This is a genomic window from Pseudomonas coronafaciens pv. oryzae str. 1_6 (genome assembly GCF_000156995.2).
Classification (GTDB): Bacteria; Pseudomonadota; Gammaproteobacteria; order Pseudomonadales; family Pseudomonadaceae; genus Aquipseudomonas; species Aquipseudomonas tremae.
Window position 1 is genome coordinate 4,722,501 of sequence record NZ_CP046035.1, and the last position, 17,229, is coordinate 4,739,729.

Here is a 17,229-nt window from a genome sequence, read left to right on the forward strand (position 1 = left end):
AGTGCTGAATGTTGCTCATGAAAACTCCAGAAAACGGCGTCAGGCGCAAATCTATTCACCCCTGACAGGAAAAAGTACCTGTGCGAGAAGACTGCCAGCGTGATCAATCAAGCTGGTTCAATACCTCGCCCACGGCGTCGAACATGCGATCGAGGTCTTGCGCCTTACTATTGAAGGTCGGGCCGAACTGCAGAGTGTCGCCGCCGAAGCGCACATAGAAACCTGCTTTCCACAGTTTCATGCCAGCCTCGAAAGGCCGCACGATTGCATCCCCGTCGCGGGGTGCAATCTGGATAGCCCCTGCCAGCCCGTAATTACGAATATCGACGACATTCTTCGCGCCCTTGATACCGTGCAACGCGCTTTCAAAATGCGGCGCAATGTCTGCAACCTGCTGCACCAAGTGTTCACGCTGCAACAGCTCCAACGCAGCCAACCCCGCCGCGCATGCCACCGGATGTGCCGAATAGGTGTAACCATGCGGAAACTCGACGGCATAGTCCGGCGTGGGCTGATTCATGAAGGTCTGATAGATCTCGCTGCTGGCTATAACAGCGCCCATCGGAATGGCGCCATTGGTGATCTGCTTGGCGATGCACATCAGGTCCGGAGTCACGCCGAAACTGTCGGCGCCGAACATCGAGCCAGTACGACCGAAGCCGGTAATGACTTCGTCGAAGATCAGCAGGATGTTGTGCTGATCGCAAATTTCGCGCAAACGCTTGAGGTAGCCTTGTGGCGGAACAATCACACCCGCCGAACCTGACATCGGCTCCACGATCACCGCCGCAATATTCGATGCATCGTGCAGTTCGATCAGTTTGAGCATCTCGTCGGCCAGCGCGATACCGCCGGCCTCGGGCATACCCCTGGAGAAAGCATTGCTGGCCAGCAAGGTGTGCGGCAGGTGATCGACGTCCATCAACTGACCGAACATTTTGCGATTACCATTGACGCCGCCCAGGCTGGTGCCGGCTACATTCACGCCATGATAACCACGCGCGCGGCCGATCATTTTGGTCTTGCTGGCCTGGCCTTTCAGCCGCCAGTAGGCGCGCACCATCTTCACCGCTGTGTCCGCACATTCGGAGCCAGAGTTGGTATAGAAGACGTGATTGAGATTGCCCGGCGTCAACTCGGTGATCTTTTCCGCCAGCTCGAATGACAGGGGGTGCCCGAACTGAAAGCCGGGTGAGTAATCCAGGATGCCCAGTTGCCGCGACACAGCGTCTTGAATTTCCTTGCGAGTATGCCCCGCGCCGCAGGTCCAGAGACCGGAAAGGCCATCGTAGATCTTGCGCCCCTTGTCGTCTGTCAGATAACTGCCGTGCGCGGCGACGATCATGCGTGGGTCGCTGTGGAAATTACGATTCGCGGTGTAAGGCATCCAGTGAGCATCGAGCTTCAGCTGGCTGGTGACTGGCACTTCTGACGATTCAAACATATTCATGGAGCGAGCCTCGCAGGCACGTAGACGAACAGTGATTGCAGCCAAGGTGCCACGGGACTAAAGTTGGTGAAACATGATTTTCACGATCTTTAGTTAGGCATTTACTAAACAATGAGCCTTCGCCGTTCCGATCCGTTGGCGCAAGTCAGTGATTTTGATATCCGCTTGCTGCGCCTCTTCAAGAGTGTGGTCGAAGCAGGCGGCTTTTCGGCTGCCGAAAGTGCGCTGGGTATTGGCCGGTCCGCCATCAGCCAACAGATGAGCGACCTGGAGCAGCGCCTCGGCCTGCGTTTGTGTCAGCGAGGGCGGGCCGGTTTTTCGCTTACCGATGAAGGCCGCGAGGTCTACCAATCATCGCTGCAGTTGCTCAGCGCACTGGAAAGCTTCAGGACCGAAGTCAACGGTCTGCATCAAAATTTGCGCGGTGAGTTGAACATCGGCCTGACCGACAACCTGGTCACCCTCCCCCACATGCGCATCACCCATGCACTGGCCAGGCTCAAGGAGCGCGGCCCAGGCGTGCATATCAATATCCGCATGGTTGCCCCCGCCGAAGTGGAACAGGGCGTTCTCGACGGCGGCCTGCATGTGGGTGTCGTTCCCCAGGCCAGCGCGTTGCGGGGGCTGGAATATCACGCGCTGTACAGCGAGCGCTCACTGCTTTACTGCGCAGTCGGTCACCCGCTTTTTTACGCCGACAATTCGACGCTGGATGACGATCGCCTTGCACAGCAGGAAGCGATCACTCCTACCTTCCGCCTGCCCCACGACATTCAGGATCATTACAAAGCGCTCACCTGCACGGCCAGCGCCTCCGACCGTGAGGGCATTGCGTTTCTTCTTCTGACCGGGCGCTACATCGGTTACCTGCCGGATCATTACGCCAACGCCTGGGTACAGGAAGGCAGGCTACGTGCGTTGAAACCTGACTCGAAGTTTTATGACCTCAACCTTGTCACGGTAACGCGCAAGGGCCGACGCCCTCATTTGGTGCTGGAAAGCTTTCTGGAAGCACTGGCTGCTACCCGATGACACATTTCTGCCAGACACCGGATTGATTCGTCTGAATCGCGGGCACCCGTAAAAACGCTATCAGGCTGATATATCTGGCAATACACCGACTTTCGCAACAATAACCTGAGTGGGTGGACAGCTTTTTGCAACATCAGGAAAAAGTGACACGCCAGCCAGTGGCATTTCCCATTCCGAGACCTCGCCATGCAGCCTGACACTCCTGAACGCGTTGAAGATTGTGACAATAACGACCTGATCTACGGCTTGAACGACCGACCAAAACCGCTGACCGCCCTATTGGCAGCGCTTCAGCATGTACTCGCCAGCTTCGTCGGCATCATCACACCGCCGTTGATTATCGGCTCGACACTGGGACTGACCGAATACCTGCCCTATCTGATCAGCATGGCCTTGATGGTGTCAGGCACTGGCACGTTCATTCAGGCACGTCGCCCGTTTGGTATTGGGGCCGGAATGATCTGCCTGCAAGGCACCAGTTTCGCTTTTCTGGGGGCCGTGCTTTCAGCAGGCTTTCTGGTCAAGCAGCGCGGTGGCAGCCCGGAGGACATCATGGCGATGATCTTCGGCGTGTGCTTTTTCGGCGCGTTGGTACAGATAATCCTGAGCCGTTGTATCGGCCAGCTACGCCGCGTGATAACGCCGCTGGTGACCGGCATCGTGATCACGCTGATTGGCGTTAGCCTGATAAAAGTCGGTGTGACCGATCTGGGGGGGGGCTTCAACGCACCGGATTTCGGTGCACCGCTGAATCTGGCGCTGGGTGTATTCGTACTGGCGGTGATCATCCTGCTCAACCGTTCGAATACCCCTTGGGTACGCTTGTCGGCGATCATCATCGGCCTGGCCATTGGCAGTCTTGCCGCCTGGTTCAGCGGCAAGCTGGTGCTCCAGCCTATTCATGACCTGCCGTTGATCAGCGTACCGTTGCCGTTCCGATTCGGTTTCAGCTTCGACTGGAGCGCTTTCCTGCCTATCGCGCTGATTTATCTGATCAGCAGCATCGAAACAGTCGGCGACCTCACCGCCAATTGCATGCTCGCACGACAACCGATCAGCGGCCCGGGTTACCTGGCGCGCCTCAAGGGCGGAGTGCTGGGCGATGGGGTGAGCTGCATGATTGCCGCTACGTTCAGCGCGTTCCCCAATACCACGTTCGCGCAGAACAACGGCGTGATCCAGTTGACCGGCGTCGCCAGCCGCTATGTCGGTTTGTACATCGGCGCGGTGCTTTTCATCCTTGGGCTGTTTCCGCACATTGGCGCCGTCGTCCAGCAGATCCCCAAGCCGGTATTGGGTGGCGCGACGCTGGTGATGTTCGGCAGCGTTGCGGCGGCAGGCGTGAGGATTCTGGCTCAGTCGCCACTGGACCGGCGCAGCATGCTGATCATTGCGACCTCGTTTGGCGTTGGTCTTGGCATCGCGGCGCAACCTTCGCTGCTGCATCAAATGCCGCAGTTGATTCAGAACCTGTTCGATTCGGCGATCACCAGTGGCGGCATCACTGCGATTGTCATGTGCTTGCTGATTCCAGAGGGTAAAGTCGCCGCAGTCCAATCCGACAAGGTGCCGGAACCCAAGCACCTCGAGCAGCCACTTTAACTTTCGACAATTGCACTTGCACCGGCGCTTGCGGGATAGCCGCCGGTGAGTTATCTGTTCACTCGTAGTGCCCCCATGACCTGTCCGGAATTGCTTATGACCCTCGAAGTCCCAGCACACAGCGCTCACGTCTCCAAGCCTGCCAGCCGAATTCGTCAGAAGAACGAGGACGCGATCATCCAGGCGGCCGAAGATGAATTTGCCCGTCATGGCTTCAAGGGCACCAGCATGAATGCCATCGCGCTGAAAGCCGGACTGCCAAAAGCCAATCTGCATTACTACTTCACGAACAAGCTCGGCCTTTATGTCGCGGTACTGAGCAACATCATCGAACTATGGGACAGCACCTTCAACAACCTCAGCGTCGACGACGACCCCGCCGAAGCACTGGCCGGCTACATTCGCGCCAAGATGGAGTTCTCACGTCGTCAGCCCCAGGCCTCTCGCATCTTCGCGATGGAAATCATCAGCGGCGGTGAATGTATGACTGAATACTTCAATCAGGACTATCGCCTGTGGTTTCAGGGCCGGGCAGCGGTTTTTCAAGCCTGGATAGACGCGCAAAAGATGGACCCGGTCGACCCGGTCCACCTGATATTTCTCGTGTGGGGCAGCACCCAACATTACGCCGACTTCGCGACCCAGATCTGCCGTGTGACCGGCCGCAGCCGTTTGACACGCCAGGACATGACGCAAGCCAGCGATAATCTGATCCGGATCATCCTCAAAGGTTGCGGGCTGACACCGCCGGCCTTGTAGAATCCGCACCTTGCCGCCAGCAAGGACACCCGCATGCCTTATACCCTCCTCGGCCCTTGCGAGTTTCGTGAAGAAATCCGCAAGAGCCGCTTCATCACCCTCGCAGCGCCCATCGACAACCCTGCCGATGCTCAGGCGTTCATCGAGCAGCACAGCGACCTGAACGCGACCCACAATTGCTGGGCCTGGAAACTGGGCGCTCAGTACCGCAGCAATGACGACGGCGAGCCGGGCGGTACGGCAGGAAGACCGATTCTTGCAGCCATCGAGGCACAGGAATTCGATCAGGTGGTGGTGCTAGTGATTCGCTGGTACGGCGGCATCCAGCTGGGCACCGGGGGCTTGGCTCGTGCTTACGGCGGCGGCGCCAACAAGTGCTTGCAGCAGGCCGAGCGCCTGCCGCTGGTTCAGCGTTCGTCGTTTGCTCTGGAATGCAGCTTTAGTGAACTCGCGCTGGTCAAACTACGCCTCGCGGAGCTGAACGGCCTCGTGACCCATGAGGTTTTCACCGCCAACGGCGTGCAGATGGCAATTGCTGTCGGCCCGGAGCATCTCGACGTTTTGCAACAACAACTGGCTGATCTGAGCCGCGGCAGAATTCTCCTGCAGCCGTCTGTGGACAACTGAATACGCGCATCCGCCTGGTTCTCGTAATTGCCCACATCTACTGTGCATCCGACTGTGGATAAGCTGAGCACAGTCCATCGCAAGCCTTGTGGGCCGGGCGCTTCAGGCGAATGATCATTTTTTGAACAATTTACGTTCTCGCGCCTGAAAACAGCGAAAAAACAGCCGCTTAGCGCGCCTTAGCACCTTTGGGCGCTAGTCAGCGCAGCGTTATGCTGCGCCAGGCAGGTTGCGCACAGGAACTGTGGAGTAACCTGTGGATAACAGGTGCAAGATCTGCGCAATGGTTCATCGCACCGCCTCCAACGCTTGCTGTACATTTTCTGCTCAACTCAATGAGCCAAATTCGGACTTCGCTAACGCAGGTACGCCCCGATCTGGTGCCTGAACAGTCTGGTAAGTGCCAGCCAAAGTCGATAATTCATGGCTAACGCTCCTATTTGCCCCTATTCAGAGCGGCGCATTTGAATCCTGACCCCTTGGCCAGGATTTTGCTTTATCCACAGGCGACCCTCTTTTTTGCCCAGAGCCCTTCATGTCAAACCATGCGATACCTGCGCGTCTGCAACTGCGCCACATCACTAAACGGTATCCCGGCTGCCTGGCCAACGATGCTATCGACCTGACCATTCAGCCCGGCGAGATTCACGCCTTGCTGGGTGAAAACGGCGCGGGCAAAAGCACGCTGATGAAGATCATTTATGGCGTCACTCAACCGGATGCAGGGTCGATCATCTGGCAAGGCAACGCGCAGGTCATGCGCAACCCGGCCCAGGCCAGAAGCCTGGGGATCGGCATGGTGTTCCAGCATTTCTCGCTATTCGAGACCCTGAGCGTTGCGCAGAACATTGCGCTGGCGATGGGTGCTGCCGCCGGCACGCCAAAACAACTGGAACCGCGCATTCGTGAGGTCTCGCAACGCTATGGCATGGCCTTGGAACCGCAGCGTCTGGTTCACAGCCTGTCGATTGGTGAACGGCAAAAAGTCGAGATCATTCGCTGCCTTATGCAGGACATTCGCCTGTTGATTCTCGACGAACCTACCTCGGTGCTCACACCTCAGGAAGCCGAAGAGCTATTCGTCACCCTCAGACGCCTGGCCGAGGAAGGCTGCAGTATTTTGTTCATCAGTCACAAACTGGGCGAAGTCCGGGCGCTCTGCCACAGCGCAACGGTGTTGCGCAACGGCAGGGTCTCCGGGCACTGCGTCCCGGCTGAATGTTCGGACCTGGCATTGGCAAGGATGATGGTCGGTGATGCCGAGGGCTTGACCGCGCAGTACCAGAAGGTCAGCGGCGGCACTGCGTTTCTGCGGGTCGGCGGATTGTCATGGCACAACCCTGATCCTTTCGGTTGCTCATTGAAGAATCTCAGCCTGGACGTGCGCAGCGGCGAAATCGTCGGTATCGCGGGTGTGGCAGGCAACGGTCAGGATGAATTGCTCGCGCTGTTGAGCGGCGAGCAGACGCTGCCTCACCCGCAGGCGGCAACCCTGCGCTTCGAAGACACGCCGGTCGGCCATTTGCGCCCTGAGGCGCGACGCAAGCGCGGCCTGGCATTTGTGCCTGCCGAACGGCTGGGACATGGCGCAGTGCCGGAGTTGAGTCTGGCCGATAACGCCCTGCTGACTGCCTTCCAGCAAGGCTTGGTAAGCAAGGGCCTTATTCAGCGCGGCAAGGTTCGCGCACTGGCCGATGACATCATTCGCCGCTTCGCGGTCAAGACGCCCGATGCTCAGGCTGCCGCGCGCAGCCTGTCGGGCGGCAATCTGCAGAAATTCATTCTCGGCCGGGAAATCCTGCAAAGCCCGAAACTGCTGATTGCCGCACACCCGACCTGGGGCGTGGATGTCGGCGCAGCAGCAGCCATTCACCGGGCGCTGATTGCCTTGCGTGATGCCGGCGCTGCGATTCTGGTGATTTCCGAAGACCTCGACGAACTGTTCCAGATCAGCGACCGACTTGCCGCGCTGAGCGGAGGTCAGCTTTCCGACCTGATCCCGACGCAACAAACCAGCGCCGTGCAGATCGGTGGATGGATGGCGGGACAGTTCGAACATTCTCAACCCCGGGCCCACATGCCTGGTTAACGGAGCAAAACATGCTGCTTTCTCTGGAACCGCGCGGTCAGGAATCACGCGCCATGCTGTGGTGCTCTCCGCTGCTCGCAGCCGTCCTGACACTGGTCTGTGGTTCGCTGTTGTTCATCGGCCTGGGACTCGACCCCTTGGTGACGCTGCACACCCTGCTGATCGCACCGGTCAGCGATCTGTATGGCCTGTCGGAACTGATGGTCAAGACGCTGCCGATTCTGCTTTGCGCGCTGGGGCTGGCAGTCGCCTACCAGGCCCGTATCTGGAACATCGGCGCTGAAGGCCAGTTGCTGCTCGGCGCGCTGGCGGGCAGTGCGGTAGCAGTGAATATCATCGAGATGGAAAGTCGCTGGGCGTTGGTGATGGTACTCCTGGCGGGAACCCTGGCAGGCGCGGCCTGGGCTGGCGTAACGGCGTGGCTGCGCACTCACTTCAATGCCAACGAAATCCTGACCAGCATCATGCTCAATTACATTGCGCTGAACTTGCTGCTGTACTTCGTACACGGGCCGCTCAAGGACCCGGCAGGCATGAACTTCCCGGAGTCCGCGACCTTCGGCGACGCCAGCCGGTTGCCGCTGCTGATGGACGAGGGTCGTGCGCACATCGGCGTGTATTTCGCCCTGCTGGCGCTGGTCGCGGTCTGGGTCCTGCTGCAGCGCAGCTTTGTCGGCTTCCAGATCAAAGTGCTGGGGCTGGATAAACGCGCAGCCGGGTTCGTCGGCTTTCGCGAGAAGCAACTGGTCTGGCTGGCGCTGTTGATCAGCGGTGGGCTGGCCGGGCTGGCGGGTGTTTCGGAGGTCACCGGCCCCATCGGCCAACTGGTGCCGCAGGTTTCCCCGGGGTATGGCTACGCCGCAATTACCGTGGCCTTTCTTGGCCGACTCAACCCCATCGGCATTCTGTTCTCCAGCCTGCTTATCGCCCTGCTCTACCTGGGCGGAGAAAACGCGCAGATGACCTTGAACCTGCCCCTCGCAATCACTCAGTTGTTTCAAGGGATGATGCTGTTCTTCCTGCTCGCCTGCGACGTGCTGATTCTTTACCGCCCCCGCTTGAAGCAACGCTGGGCCAAGCGCCAGATGACACCTGTCACAGGAGCCGCATGATGGATATCGACCTGCTGAGCAACATTTTCTACGCCATGGTCCGTTGCGGTACACCGTTGCTGCTGGTTGCGCTGGGCGAACTGATTTGCGAGAAAAGCGGCGTCATCAACCTGGGCCAGGAAGGCATGATGCTGTTCGGCGCGGTGACCGGTTTCATCGTCGCGCTGAGCACTGGCAATCTGTGGCTGGGCGTGTTGCTGGCAATGCTGGCGGGCATGCTGCTGTCCGCCTTGTTTGCCGTGGTCGCGCTGGTATTCAACGCCAATCAGGTGGCGACCGGGCTGGCGCTGACCATTTTTGGTGTCGGCCTTTCAAGCTTCGTCGGCGCGGCCTGGGTCGGCAAACCACTAAGTGGCTTCGAGCCGGTCGCGATTCCCTTCCTGAGCGATATCCCGCTGATCGGCCGCATGCTGTTTGCCCAGGATTTGCTCGTCTACCTGTCTTTTGCGCTGTTTGCGCTGGTGGCATGGGCGCTGCTGAAAAGCCGCGTCGGGCTGATCATCCAGGCGGTCGGCGAAAACCCGGACGCCGCCAGCGCAATGGGGCTGCCGGTGTTGCGGGTGCGCACCTTGGCGGTCCTGTTCGGCGGCGCAATGGCTGGTCTGGCAGGGGCTTACCTGTCGCTGGCGTACACGCCAATGTGGGCAGAAAACATGAGTGCCGGACGTGGCTGGATCGCCCTGGCCCTGGTGGTTTTCGCCAGCTGGCGTGTCTGGCGCCTGCTGCTTGGCGCCTACCTGTTCGGCCTCGCCAGCATCCTGCACCTGGTGGCGCAAGGCATCGGCCTGGCCATCCCGTCCAACCTTCTGGCGATGCTGCCTTACGTGGCAACCATCGTCGTCCTGGTCCTGCTCTCCCGCGATGCGCTGCGCACCCGGCTCTATGCGCCGGTGTCACTGGGGCAGCCGTGGCGAGCGGGGCATTGATGGGGTTCAACTGCAAGCTTTGACTACCGTGCGACGCTCCGCGTCCGATCCTGGCGGTGCGGTGCGGCGCAGATCTGTGACACAGAGCGTCAAACAACGCATTCCCACGCGGAGCGTGAGGAACGAGATGTCCGAGCGTCCAGATCATTCCCCCTGAACGTTTTAGGCTGACAGAGATTCCAACACTTCATAGGCAGGAGTACGCTGCAAGGTCGAACTTTCGAGAGGTCTTGCTGGCGCTGCCATGGAGTCTGTCTCTCAATCTGCCAAGGAGTCATTCATGACCACTACCCAAAAAACCGCTCTTGTCATCGGCGCCTCGCGAGGCCTGGGGCTCGGGCTGGTTGAGCGGTTGACCGAACAGGGCTGGAAAGTCACCGCCACCGTTCGTGATCCGCAAAACGCCGAAAACCTGAAAAAAGTCGCGGGCGTCCGCATCGAAGCCGTAGACCTCGACGAAATCGCGTCGCTTGAAGTGCTGGTCCAGAAGCTGCGAGGCGAGGTGTTCGACGTGCTGTTCGTCAATGCAGGGATCACAGGCGCGGAACATCAAAGCGCAGCGAAGTCGACCGCAGCTGAACTTGGGCAACTGTTTCTGACCAATGCGGTTGCGCCTATTCGTCTGGCCGAGCGTTTCGTCGATCAGATCCGTCCTGAAACGGGTGTGCTTGCGTTCATGAGTTCATGGCTGGGCAGCGTGAAGTGCCCGGATGGCGCGAACCTGGCGTTGTACAAGGCCAGCAAGGCGGCGCTCAACTCAATGACTAACACCTTTGTCACCGAGCTGGGCGAAAACCGCCCTACTGTGCTGTCGATGCATCCGGGTTGGGTCAAGACTGACATGGGCGGTGAAAACGCTGCCATCGATGTGCTGACCAGCACCACCGGGCTGGTCGAGCAGCTCAATGCGTATGCGGGCAAAGGTGGTCATCACTTCGTCGATTATCAGGGCAATACCATTGCCTGGTGATCAACAGGTGTTGATCAGCAATCAATCCCGCCGATAGACTCGCCGACCTTGCCGGGGGCTGTATGCCTCTGGCAACCCTGGATCAGCAGACAGGGCAACACTGAGCTGGCTAACCCTGAACCCTTTTCAGAGGAGCCGGCCCATGCCCGCGACCCGTATCTGGTTGAAAAACCCACTCGCCGTATTCACCGCCAATGATCTGGACGCCCGTGGGGGCCTCGTCATCGAGGGTGGTGTCATCACTGAAATGCTGGCCGCCGGGCAGCAGCCCTCAAGGCCCTGCGCGCAAACTTTCGATGCACGCGAACATGTGCTGCTGCCGGGGCTGATCAACACCCATCATCATTTCTATCAAACCCTGACGCGCGCCTGGGCGCCGGTAGTCAATCAGCCATTGTTCCCATGGCTCAAGACTCTGTATCCGGTGTGGGCGCGCCTGACGCCTGAAAAGCTGGCCGTCGCCAGCAAGGTTGCTCTGGCAGAGCTGCTGCTGTCGGGTTGCACCACGGCTGCCGACCATCACTATCTGTTCCCCGACGGGTTGGAGCACGCCATTGATGTGCAGGTGCAGAGCGTGCGTGAGCTGGGCATGCGCGCGATGCTGACACGCGGTTCGATGAGCCTGGGCGAAGCGGAAGGTGGTTTGCCGCCCCAGCAGACGGTGCAGCAGGGCGAAGTGATTCTGGCCGACAGCCAGCGCTTGATCGAAACCTGGCACGAACGTGGCGACGGCGCGCAGATCCAGATAGCCCTGGCGCCCTGCTCGCCCTTCTCGGTAACACCACAGATCATGGCTGAAAGCGCCGCGATGGCCGAGAAGCTCGATGTGCGGCTGCACACCCATCTGGCCGAAACCCTTGATGAGGAAGACTTCTGCCTGCAACGCTTCGGCCTGCGCACCGTGGACTATCTGGACAGCGTCGGCTGGCTCGGCCCGCGTACCTGGCTGGCCCACGGCATCCACTTCAACCCTGCTGAAATCTCTCGCCTGGGCGCAGCAGGCACCGGCGTCTGTCACTGCCCCAGCTCGAACATGCGCCTGGCTTCCGGTATTTGCCCGACACTGGAGCTGATTGCTGCAGGCGCGCCGTTGGGGCTTGGCGTCGATGGTTCAGCGTCCAACGATGCGTCAAACATGATGCTCGAAGCCCGCCAGGCGCTTTATCTGCAACGCCTGCGCTACGGCGCCGAGAAAATCACCCCGCAACTCGTCCTCGGTTGGGCAACCAAGGGCTCGGCGCAGTTACTGGGACGCGCCGATATCGGTGAGTTGGCAGTGGGCAAACAGGCCGATCTGGCCCTGTTCAAGCTGGACGAACTGCGCTTTTCCGGTAGCCACGATCCGCTGGCGGCACTGCTGTTGTGCGGCGCGGATCGTGCGGATCGGGTGATGGTCGCAGGTCAGTGGCGGGTGATCGATGGCCAGATTGAAGGGCTGGACATCAGTCAACTGATTGCCGATCACCGCCAGGCAGCGCGGGAGCTGATTCAGGGCTGAGCATACGGAACCAACTCTACCTATTGTGCCTATGCTCCGCGTGGGCATGCCGTTCAGGACGCTCTGCGTCCTCTTGCGACGCAGAGCGTGGGCACGATAGGTAATGAGCCCTAAAGCCCCAGACACGACAGCATGATGAATGTCGCAAACAGCACGAAGTGAGTCATGCCTTCGATGGCGTTGGTTTCGCCGTCGTTCAGGTTGATGGCGGACACCAGCAGGGTGATGAAGATCATCACAGTCTGCACCGGCGTCATTGCCATCTGGAACGGCTGGCCACTGTAAAGCGCCATCGCCTCCATGACCGGAACGGTCAGGATCACCGTGGACAGCGAGGCGCCCAAAGCAATGTTGACCACTGACTGCATGCGGTTGGCCAGGGCCGCACGCAAAGCGGTCAGGATCTCAGGGGCAGCGGAAATGGCGGCGACCAGAATCGCAGTCATGACCGGCGGCGCGCCCGTACCTTCCAGACCGAGGTCAACAGTCTTGGACATGACTTCCGCCAATGCGCCGATCACCACAACGCCCGTCACCAGGGTGGCGATGGAGCGGGTCAGGTTGACCGACTCATGCTCCTCGGCCTGACCCTGACGCTTTTTCTTTTCCGGGTAGCTGTAGCTGAAGAAGTAGCTGTGCGGCCCGACCTGCATGCGCAGGAACAGGGTATAAAGCAGAACCATCGCGCCGATGGTGAACGCCGAGTAGATCTTCCAGTCGCCCTCGGGAATGAACTCGGGCACCACCATCGAGACGCCCATCGCAGTCAGGATCATCACGCTGTAAGTGCGCGCCGAGTCATCGTTATATGACTGCTCGCCATGCTTGATGCCGCCCATGAGGGCCGCCAGGCCGAGAATGCCGTTGATGTCGAGCATCACAGCCGAGTAGATCGTGTCGCGCACCAGCGTCGGCGATGGCTCGTTGCTCATCATGATCGCCAGAATCACCACTTCGACAAGCACCGCCGACAGGGTGAGGATCATCGTGCCATAGGGATCACCGACTTTTTCAGCAAGCATCTCTGCGTGGTGCGCAACGCGCATCGAGGCGCAGACGATAAACCCTACCAGTGCCAGACCGGACACCAGCGCGACGACCTGGCCGTTGCCCAGCAGCACGTGCTCCAGCGGATAGGCCACGAACGTGGCGATGATCGCCAGCAGCAGAAACTTTTCTTGCTTGAGCAATGCGCCCATTTTTTATACCCCGAACCTTGCGACATCGCCGCGGATGTACATGAAGGTGGCCAACAGTGAAGCGTCTGAGAGTAGCTTGTGTGACAAAAGGTTTCATAAAATAGCCAGAATGCGAACTGCACTCATGCGTAAATGACTTTTGATCCCGCCGCCACGATGTGAAATAGTGCCCGCCATTTTCTTCGTGGCCTTTATGGCGCGCCCGTTTTCACGATTCTGCTTCTGCTAGAAAGGACATACGCCATGCGTGCTTTTCGACTTCCGCATCTGGTGGCTTGCGGCCTGCTGACCCTGATGGCGAGCGCCGCTCAGGCAACGCCTATCGACATCGATGACGGCCAGCACAAGGTCCATCTGCCAGACACCCCGCAACGCGTGGTAGTGCTGGAGTTTTCGTTTCTCGACGGGCTGGCTTCGGTCGGCGTGACGCCAGTCGGTGCTGCAGACGATGGCGATGCCAATCGGGTGCTGCCCCGCGTGCGCAAAGCTGTGGGCGAATGGCAGTCGGTAGGCCTGCGCTCGCAACCCAATATCGAGGTGATCGCGCGGCTCAAGCCTGACCTGATCATTGCCGACCTTGGCCGTCATCAGGCGCTGTACAACGACCTTGCGAGCATGGCGCCGACATTGATGTTGCCGTCGCGTGGCGAGGATTATCAGGACAGCCTGCAATCCGCCGAACTGATCGGCAAGGCGCTGGGCAAAGGTCCGCAGATGCAGACACGCATCACGGAAAACAAACAGCATCTGAAAACCGTCGCCGAGCAGATTCCGGCCAATACCAAGGTGTTGTTCGGCGTTGCCCGCGAAGACAGCTTCTCCGTTCACGGCCCGCACTCCTATGCAGGCAGCGTGCTGCAAGCCATCGGTTTGCAGGTGCCGGAAGTGCGCAAGAACGCTGCGCCCACCGAGTTCGTCAGCCTGGAACAGCTGTTGGCGCTGGACCCTGCCTGGTTGCTGGTCGGGCATTATCGTCGTCCGAGCATTGTCGACAGCTGGAGCAAACAGCCGCTGTGGCAGGTACTTGGCGCAGTTCGTAATAAACAGGTGGCCGAAGTCGACGGCGACAGCTGGGCGCGCAACCGCGGGATCATGGCCTCCGAGCAGATCGCCGACGATGCGCTTGCCGTGCTCAAGGGCGGCAAGGCCGTGCTGAACCCTTAAATGCGCCGTTGGCTAATGGCAGGCGTGATCACCGCGACCTGCCTGGGACTTTTCTGGGTGTCGCTGTTCGCGCTGTCGTCCTTCAGCATCCGCCAGGTCGACGCGTGGAACGGCCTGTTCACCCAGGGTCGCGAAGGCGGCAACATTGCCTACATCGTCGCCCAACTGCGAGTACCGCGTGCGCTGTGCGCTGCGCTGGTCGGCGCCTGCCTGGGCGTCGCCGGCGCCTTGATGCAGGGCATTACCCGAAACAGTCTGGCCTCGCCGTCACTGTTCGGCGTCACCGCAGGTGCTGCCTTGGGGCTCGCGCTGTTTTCCACCGGGCTAATTGCCCTGCCGTTTCCCGGTGGCGCATTGCTGATGACCTGTCTCGGCGGTGCGCTGGCATGGATTACCGTGTTCAGCCTTGGTGGCGCGTGGTCGCCTGCCACCTCCCAAGGGCGACTGGTGCTGGCAGGCGTCGCCGTCGCAGCACTCTGCGCAGCACTGACCCGCCTCACTGTGATTCTTGTCGAGGTCCAGGCGCAGAGCGTGCTCAACTGGTTGGCAGGCTCGCTGGCCAACGTCGGAGCAGAACAACTGCAACTGCTCTGGCCCTGCACGCTGATCGGTCTGGTACTGGCAATTGCCTGTGCGCCGCGCCTGAACCTGATCAACCTCGGCGAAGACGCCGCCCGCTCGCTCGGTGTGCGCATCGGCGCCTTGCGCCTGCTGGTGTTCGTGGTCAGCCTGCTGCTGGTCGGCGCCAGCGTGTGCGCAGTCGGCCCCATCGGCTTTGTCGGTCTGATTGCACCCAACATCGCCCGGCAATGGCTGGGCAATGACTACCGTTGGCTGATCCCGGTCAGTGCCGGGCTGGGCGCGGCCATCGTGCTGGCGTCCGACCTGATCAGCCGCGCGGTGGCGTTCCCCGTCGAAACCCCGGCTGGCGTGGTGACTGCGTTGATCGGCGCGCCGTTCTTTCTGTTTCTGGCGAGGCGCGCACTGTGAACCAGCCTCGCTCACGACTCTTGTTACTGATCATGCTGCTGGCGCTGGCCCTATTGTTGAGCCTCAGCGCCGGCACCGCCTGGCTGACGCCTGGCGCGGTACTCGACCATCTGATCGCTCACGACAGCAAAGACTTCGAGGTCTGGAATCATCGCCTGCCGCGCGGCCTGATCGCGATCATGACCGGTTGCGCATTCGGCCTGGCAGGCGCCATCGTTCAGGGTGTGATTCGCAACCCGCTGGCCTCGCCGGAAATACTTGGCGTGACCCAGGGTGCAGGGCTGGCGTTGACCATCGCGATCATCAGTTTGCCGCAGTTGCCGGTGGCCGCACTGCCGTTCGTGGCCTGCCTGGGCGGCGCCGCAGGGGCACTGCTGTTGGCGTTGTATAACACCGGCGTGCAGTTTTCCGGCGTGCGTTTCGCGCTGTCGGGTGTGGCGATTGCGGTCACACTGTCGAGCATCACCGAATTCCTGATTCTCGCTAATCCACTGGACATCAACACGGCGCTGCTGGCCCTGACCGGCAGTTTGTGGAGCCGCAACTGGCATCACGTCCTGTTGGCCACGCCGCTTCTGCTGCTGATACCGCTGAGCCTTCTGCTGGCCAAGCCGCTAAACCTGATCGGGCTTGGCGATGAAGCGGCGCAAAGCCTGGGGACCGGCCTCAAACGGACTCGCTGGCTGGCAATGGGCAGCGCGGTGCTGCTGACCAGTCTGGGCGTGGGCATCATCGGCCCGGTGAGTTTTGTCGGGCTGGTCGCCCCGCACATGGCTCGGCGTCTGGTCGGCGGGCATCATCAATACCTGCTGCCCGCATCGATGGTGCTGGGCGCGTTGTTGCTGGTGCTGGCCGATACGCTAGGCCGCACCCTGATCGCCCCCAGTGAAATCCCGGCGGGGATTCTGACAGCCGTGATCGGCGCTCCGTATTTCCTCTGGCTGCTGGCCCGATTCAAAGGTTGATCCCATGAGCATTCTGAAGGCGCAGCACCTCGACATCGGCTACGGCACAGCACGCATCGTGCAGGACCTGTCGTTCAGCCCGCCAGCGGGACAGGTCACGGCACTGATAGGCCCCAACGGCTGCGGCAAGTCCACTCTGCTCAAGGCTTTTGCACGCATTCTCACACCGCAATCGGGCACGTTGAGCCTGGACGGCAAGGGCTACAGTCAGTTGTCTGCCAGAGAGCTGGCCTGCAAGGTGGCGTTTCTGCCGCAAGTGCTGCCGATTCCGGAAGGCGTCAGCGTGCGCCAACTGGTCGCTTACGGGCGCAGCCCGCACAACAGCTTGTGGGGGCGCCTGAGCGGTGCCGATCAGCACAGCGTCGATCAAGCGATGCAGCGCATGGAGCTTGATACGCTGGCCGAGCGTCCGCTGTCGGATCTTTCCGGCGGGCAACGCCAGCGGGCGTGGCTGGCGATGATTCTGGCGCAGGACGCCGCCATCGTCCTGCTCGATGAGCCGACCACTTATCTGGACATCAGCCATCAGGTCGAGCTGCTCGATTTGATGCGCGAACTGAGCGCCGAAGGCAAAACCGTGATTACCGTGCTTCACGACATCAACCAGGCCTGCCGTTACGCCGATCATCTGGCAGTCATGCAGGGTGGGCGTCTGGTGACCTGCGGCGCGCCGGGCGAGGTGTTGACTGCCGAGCTGGTCTGCCAGGTGTTCGACGTGCAGGTGCAGATCATGCGCGAACCGGTGGCCGGCACGCCGATGTGCATTGTCGAGCGCAGCACCCGCTGCACCAGTTGACGGCGCTGGCGCTCGATTCTGCACCGTAGCGCTGCACTTCGTACGGTACA

16 protein-coding genes (1 of these 16 cut by a window edge) are annotated in these 17,229 nt (G+C 60.3%); 13 read left to right on the forward strand and 3 right to left on the reverse strand.

Going from position 1 to position 17,229, the window contains the following annotated elements; genetic code table 11:
- Both POR16_RS21280 and aptA read right to left on the reverse strand, forming a co-directional pair.
- A protein-coding gene (locus POR16_RS21280; RefSeq protein WP_005887350.1) for a CoA-acylating methylmalonate-semialdehyde dehydrogenase crosses the window boundary here: on the reverse strand, positions 1 to 19 show its 5' portion. It extends 1,475 nt beyond the left edge of the window; 19 of the gene's 1,494 nt are visible here — the first part of the coding sequence; it begins with the start codon at positions 17 to 19; its stop codon lies off the left edge, out of view.
- An 84-nt stretch (positions 20 to 103) separates the two neighbouring features.
- Positions 104 to 1,450 (reverse strand): omega-aminotransferase AptA, encoded by a 1,347-nt coding sequence (gene aptA, locus POR16_RS21285; protein ID WP_005887347.1) that lies wholly within the window; start codon positions 1,448 to 1,450, stop codon positions 104 to 106.
- Positions 1,451 to 1,561: 111 nt separating this feature from the next.
- Between aptA and POR16_RS21290 the strand changes: the two genes are divergently transcribed.
- From POR16_RS21290 to POR16_RS21335, 9 genes are all read left to right on the forward strand, one after another.
- Complete coding sequence (locus POR16_RS21290; protein ID WP_005887345.1) at positions 1,562 to 2,482, forward strand: LysR family transcriptional regulator; 921 nt, start codon at positions 1,562 to 1,564, stop codon at positions 2,480 to 2,482.
- A 186-nt stretch (positions 2,483 to 2,668) separates the two neighbouring features.
- Positions 2,669 to 4,084, forward strand: coding sequence for a uracil-xanthine permease family protein (locus POR16_RS21295; protein ID WP_053480424.1), 1,416 nt, complete (start codon positions 2,669 to 2,671; stop codon positions 4,082 to 4,084).
- 96 nt (positions 4,085 to 4,180) lie between these two features.
- The gene (locus POR16_RS21300; RefSeq protein ID WP_005887343.1) at positions 4,181 to 4,843 is read left to right on the forward strand and encodes a TetR/AcrR family transcriptional regulator; all 663 of its coding nucleotides are present in this window, start codon (positions 4,181 to 4,183) and stop codon (positions 4,841 to 4,843) included.
- Positions 4,844 to 4,876: 33 nt separating this feature from the next.
- Positions 4,877 to 5,470 carry an IMPACT family protein gene (locus POR16_RS21305; RefSeq protein WP_005887342.1) on the forward strand — a complete coding sequence of 198 codons (594 nt, stop codon included), beginning with the start codon at positions 4,877 to 4,879 and terminating at the stop codon, positions 5,468 to 5,470.
- Between the two features lie 535 nt (positions 5,471 to 6,005).
- Positions 6,006 to 7,559, forward strand: coding sequence for an ABC transporter ATP-binding protein (locus tag POR16_RS21310; RefSeq protein WP_005887340.1), 1,554 nt, complete (start codon positions 6,006 to 6,008; stop codon positions 7,557 to 7,559).
- An 11-nt stretch (positions 7,560 to 7,570) separates the two neighbouring features.
- Positions 7,571 to 8,671, forward strand: coding sequence for an ABC transporter permease (locus POR16_RS21315; RefSeq protein WP_005887338.1), 1,101 nt, complete (start codon positions 7,571 to 7,573; stop codon positions 8,669 to 8,671).
- A complete protein-coding gene (locus POR16_RS21320) occupies positions 8,671 to 9,597 on the forward strand; it encodes an ABC transporter permease (protein ID WP_005887336.1) in 927 nt (308 codons plus the stop codon). The genes POR16_RS21315 and POR16_RS21320 overlap by 1 nt, the downstream gene beginning before the upstream one ends.
- Positions 9,598 to 9,877: 280 nt before the next feature.
- A complete protein-coding gene (locus POR16_RS21330; RefSeq protein ID WP_005887333.1) occupies positions 9,878 to 10,567 on the forward strand; it encodes an SDR family oxidoreductase in 690 nt (229 codons plus the stop codon).
- A 142-nt stretch (positions 10,568 to 10,709) separates the two neighbouring features.
- Positions 10,710 to 12,065, forward strand: coding sequence for an 8-oxoguanine deaminase (locus POR16_RS21335; RefSeq protein ID WP_005887331.1), 1,356 nt, complete (start codon positions 10,710 to 10,712; stop codon positions 12,063 to 12,065).
- Between the two features lie 110 nt (positions 12,066 to 12,175).
- Here POR16_RS21335 and POR16_RS21340 read toward each other — a convergent pair whose 3' ends face one another.
- Positions 12,176 to 13,264 carry a calcium:cation antiporter gene (locus POR16_RS21340; RefSeq protein ID WP_005887329.1) on the reverse strand — a complete coding sequence of 363 codons (1,089 nt, stop codon included), beginning with the start codon at positions 13,262 to 13,264 and terminating at the stop codon, positions 12,176 to 12,178.
- Positions 13,265 to 13,507: 243 nt separating this feature from the next.
- On the opposite strand from POR16_RS21340, the gene POR16_RS21345 reads away from it, so the two are divergent.
- From POR16_RS21345 to fecE, 4 genes are read left to right on the forward strand one after another with little or no spacing between them, the layout of a single operon-like run.
- Positions 13,508 to 14,428, forward strand: a complete 921-nt coding sequence (locus tag POR16_RS21345; protein ID WP_005887328.1) for a Fe(3+) dicitrate ABC transporter substrate-binding protein FecB — start codon at positions 13,508 to 13,510, stop codon at positions 14,426 to 14,428.
- Positions 14,429 to 15,418, forward strand: a complete 990-nt coding sequence (gene fecC, locus POR16_RS21350; protein WP_042931977.1) for an iron-dicitrate ABC transporter permease FecC — start codon at positions 14,429 to 14,431, stop codon at positions 15,416 to 15,418.
- Positions 15,415 to 16,383 (forward strand): FecCD family ABC transporter permease, encoded by a 969-nt coding sequence (locus tag POR16_RS21355; protein ID WP_005887325.1) that lies wholly within the window; start codon positions 15,415 to 15,417, stop codon positions 16,381 to 16,383. The genes fecC and POR16_RS21355 overlap by 4 nt, the downstream gene beginning before the upstream one ends.
- 4 nt (positions 16,384 to 16,387) lie before the next feature.
- The gene (gene fecE, locus POR16_RS21360) at positions 16,388 to 17,179 is read left to right on the forward strand and encodes a Fe(3+) dicitrate ABC transporter ATP-binding protein FecE (RefSeq protein WP_005887323.1); all 792 of its coding nucleotides are present in this window, start codon (positions 16,388 to 16,390) and stop codon (positions 17,177 to 17,179) included.
- Positions 17,180 to 17,229: the final 50 nt, after the last annotated feature.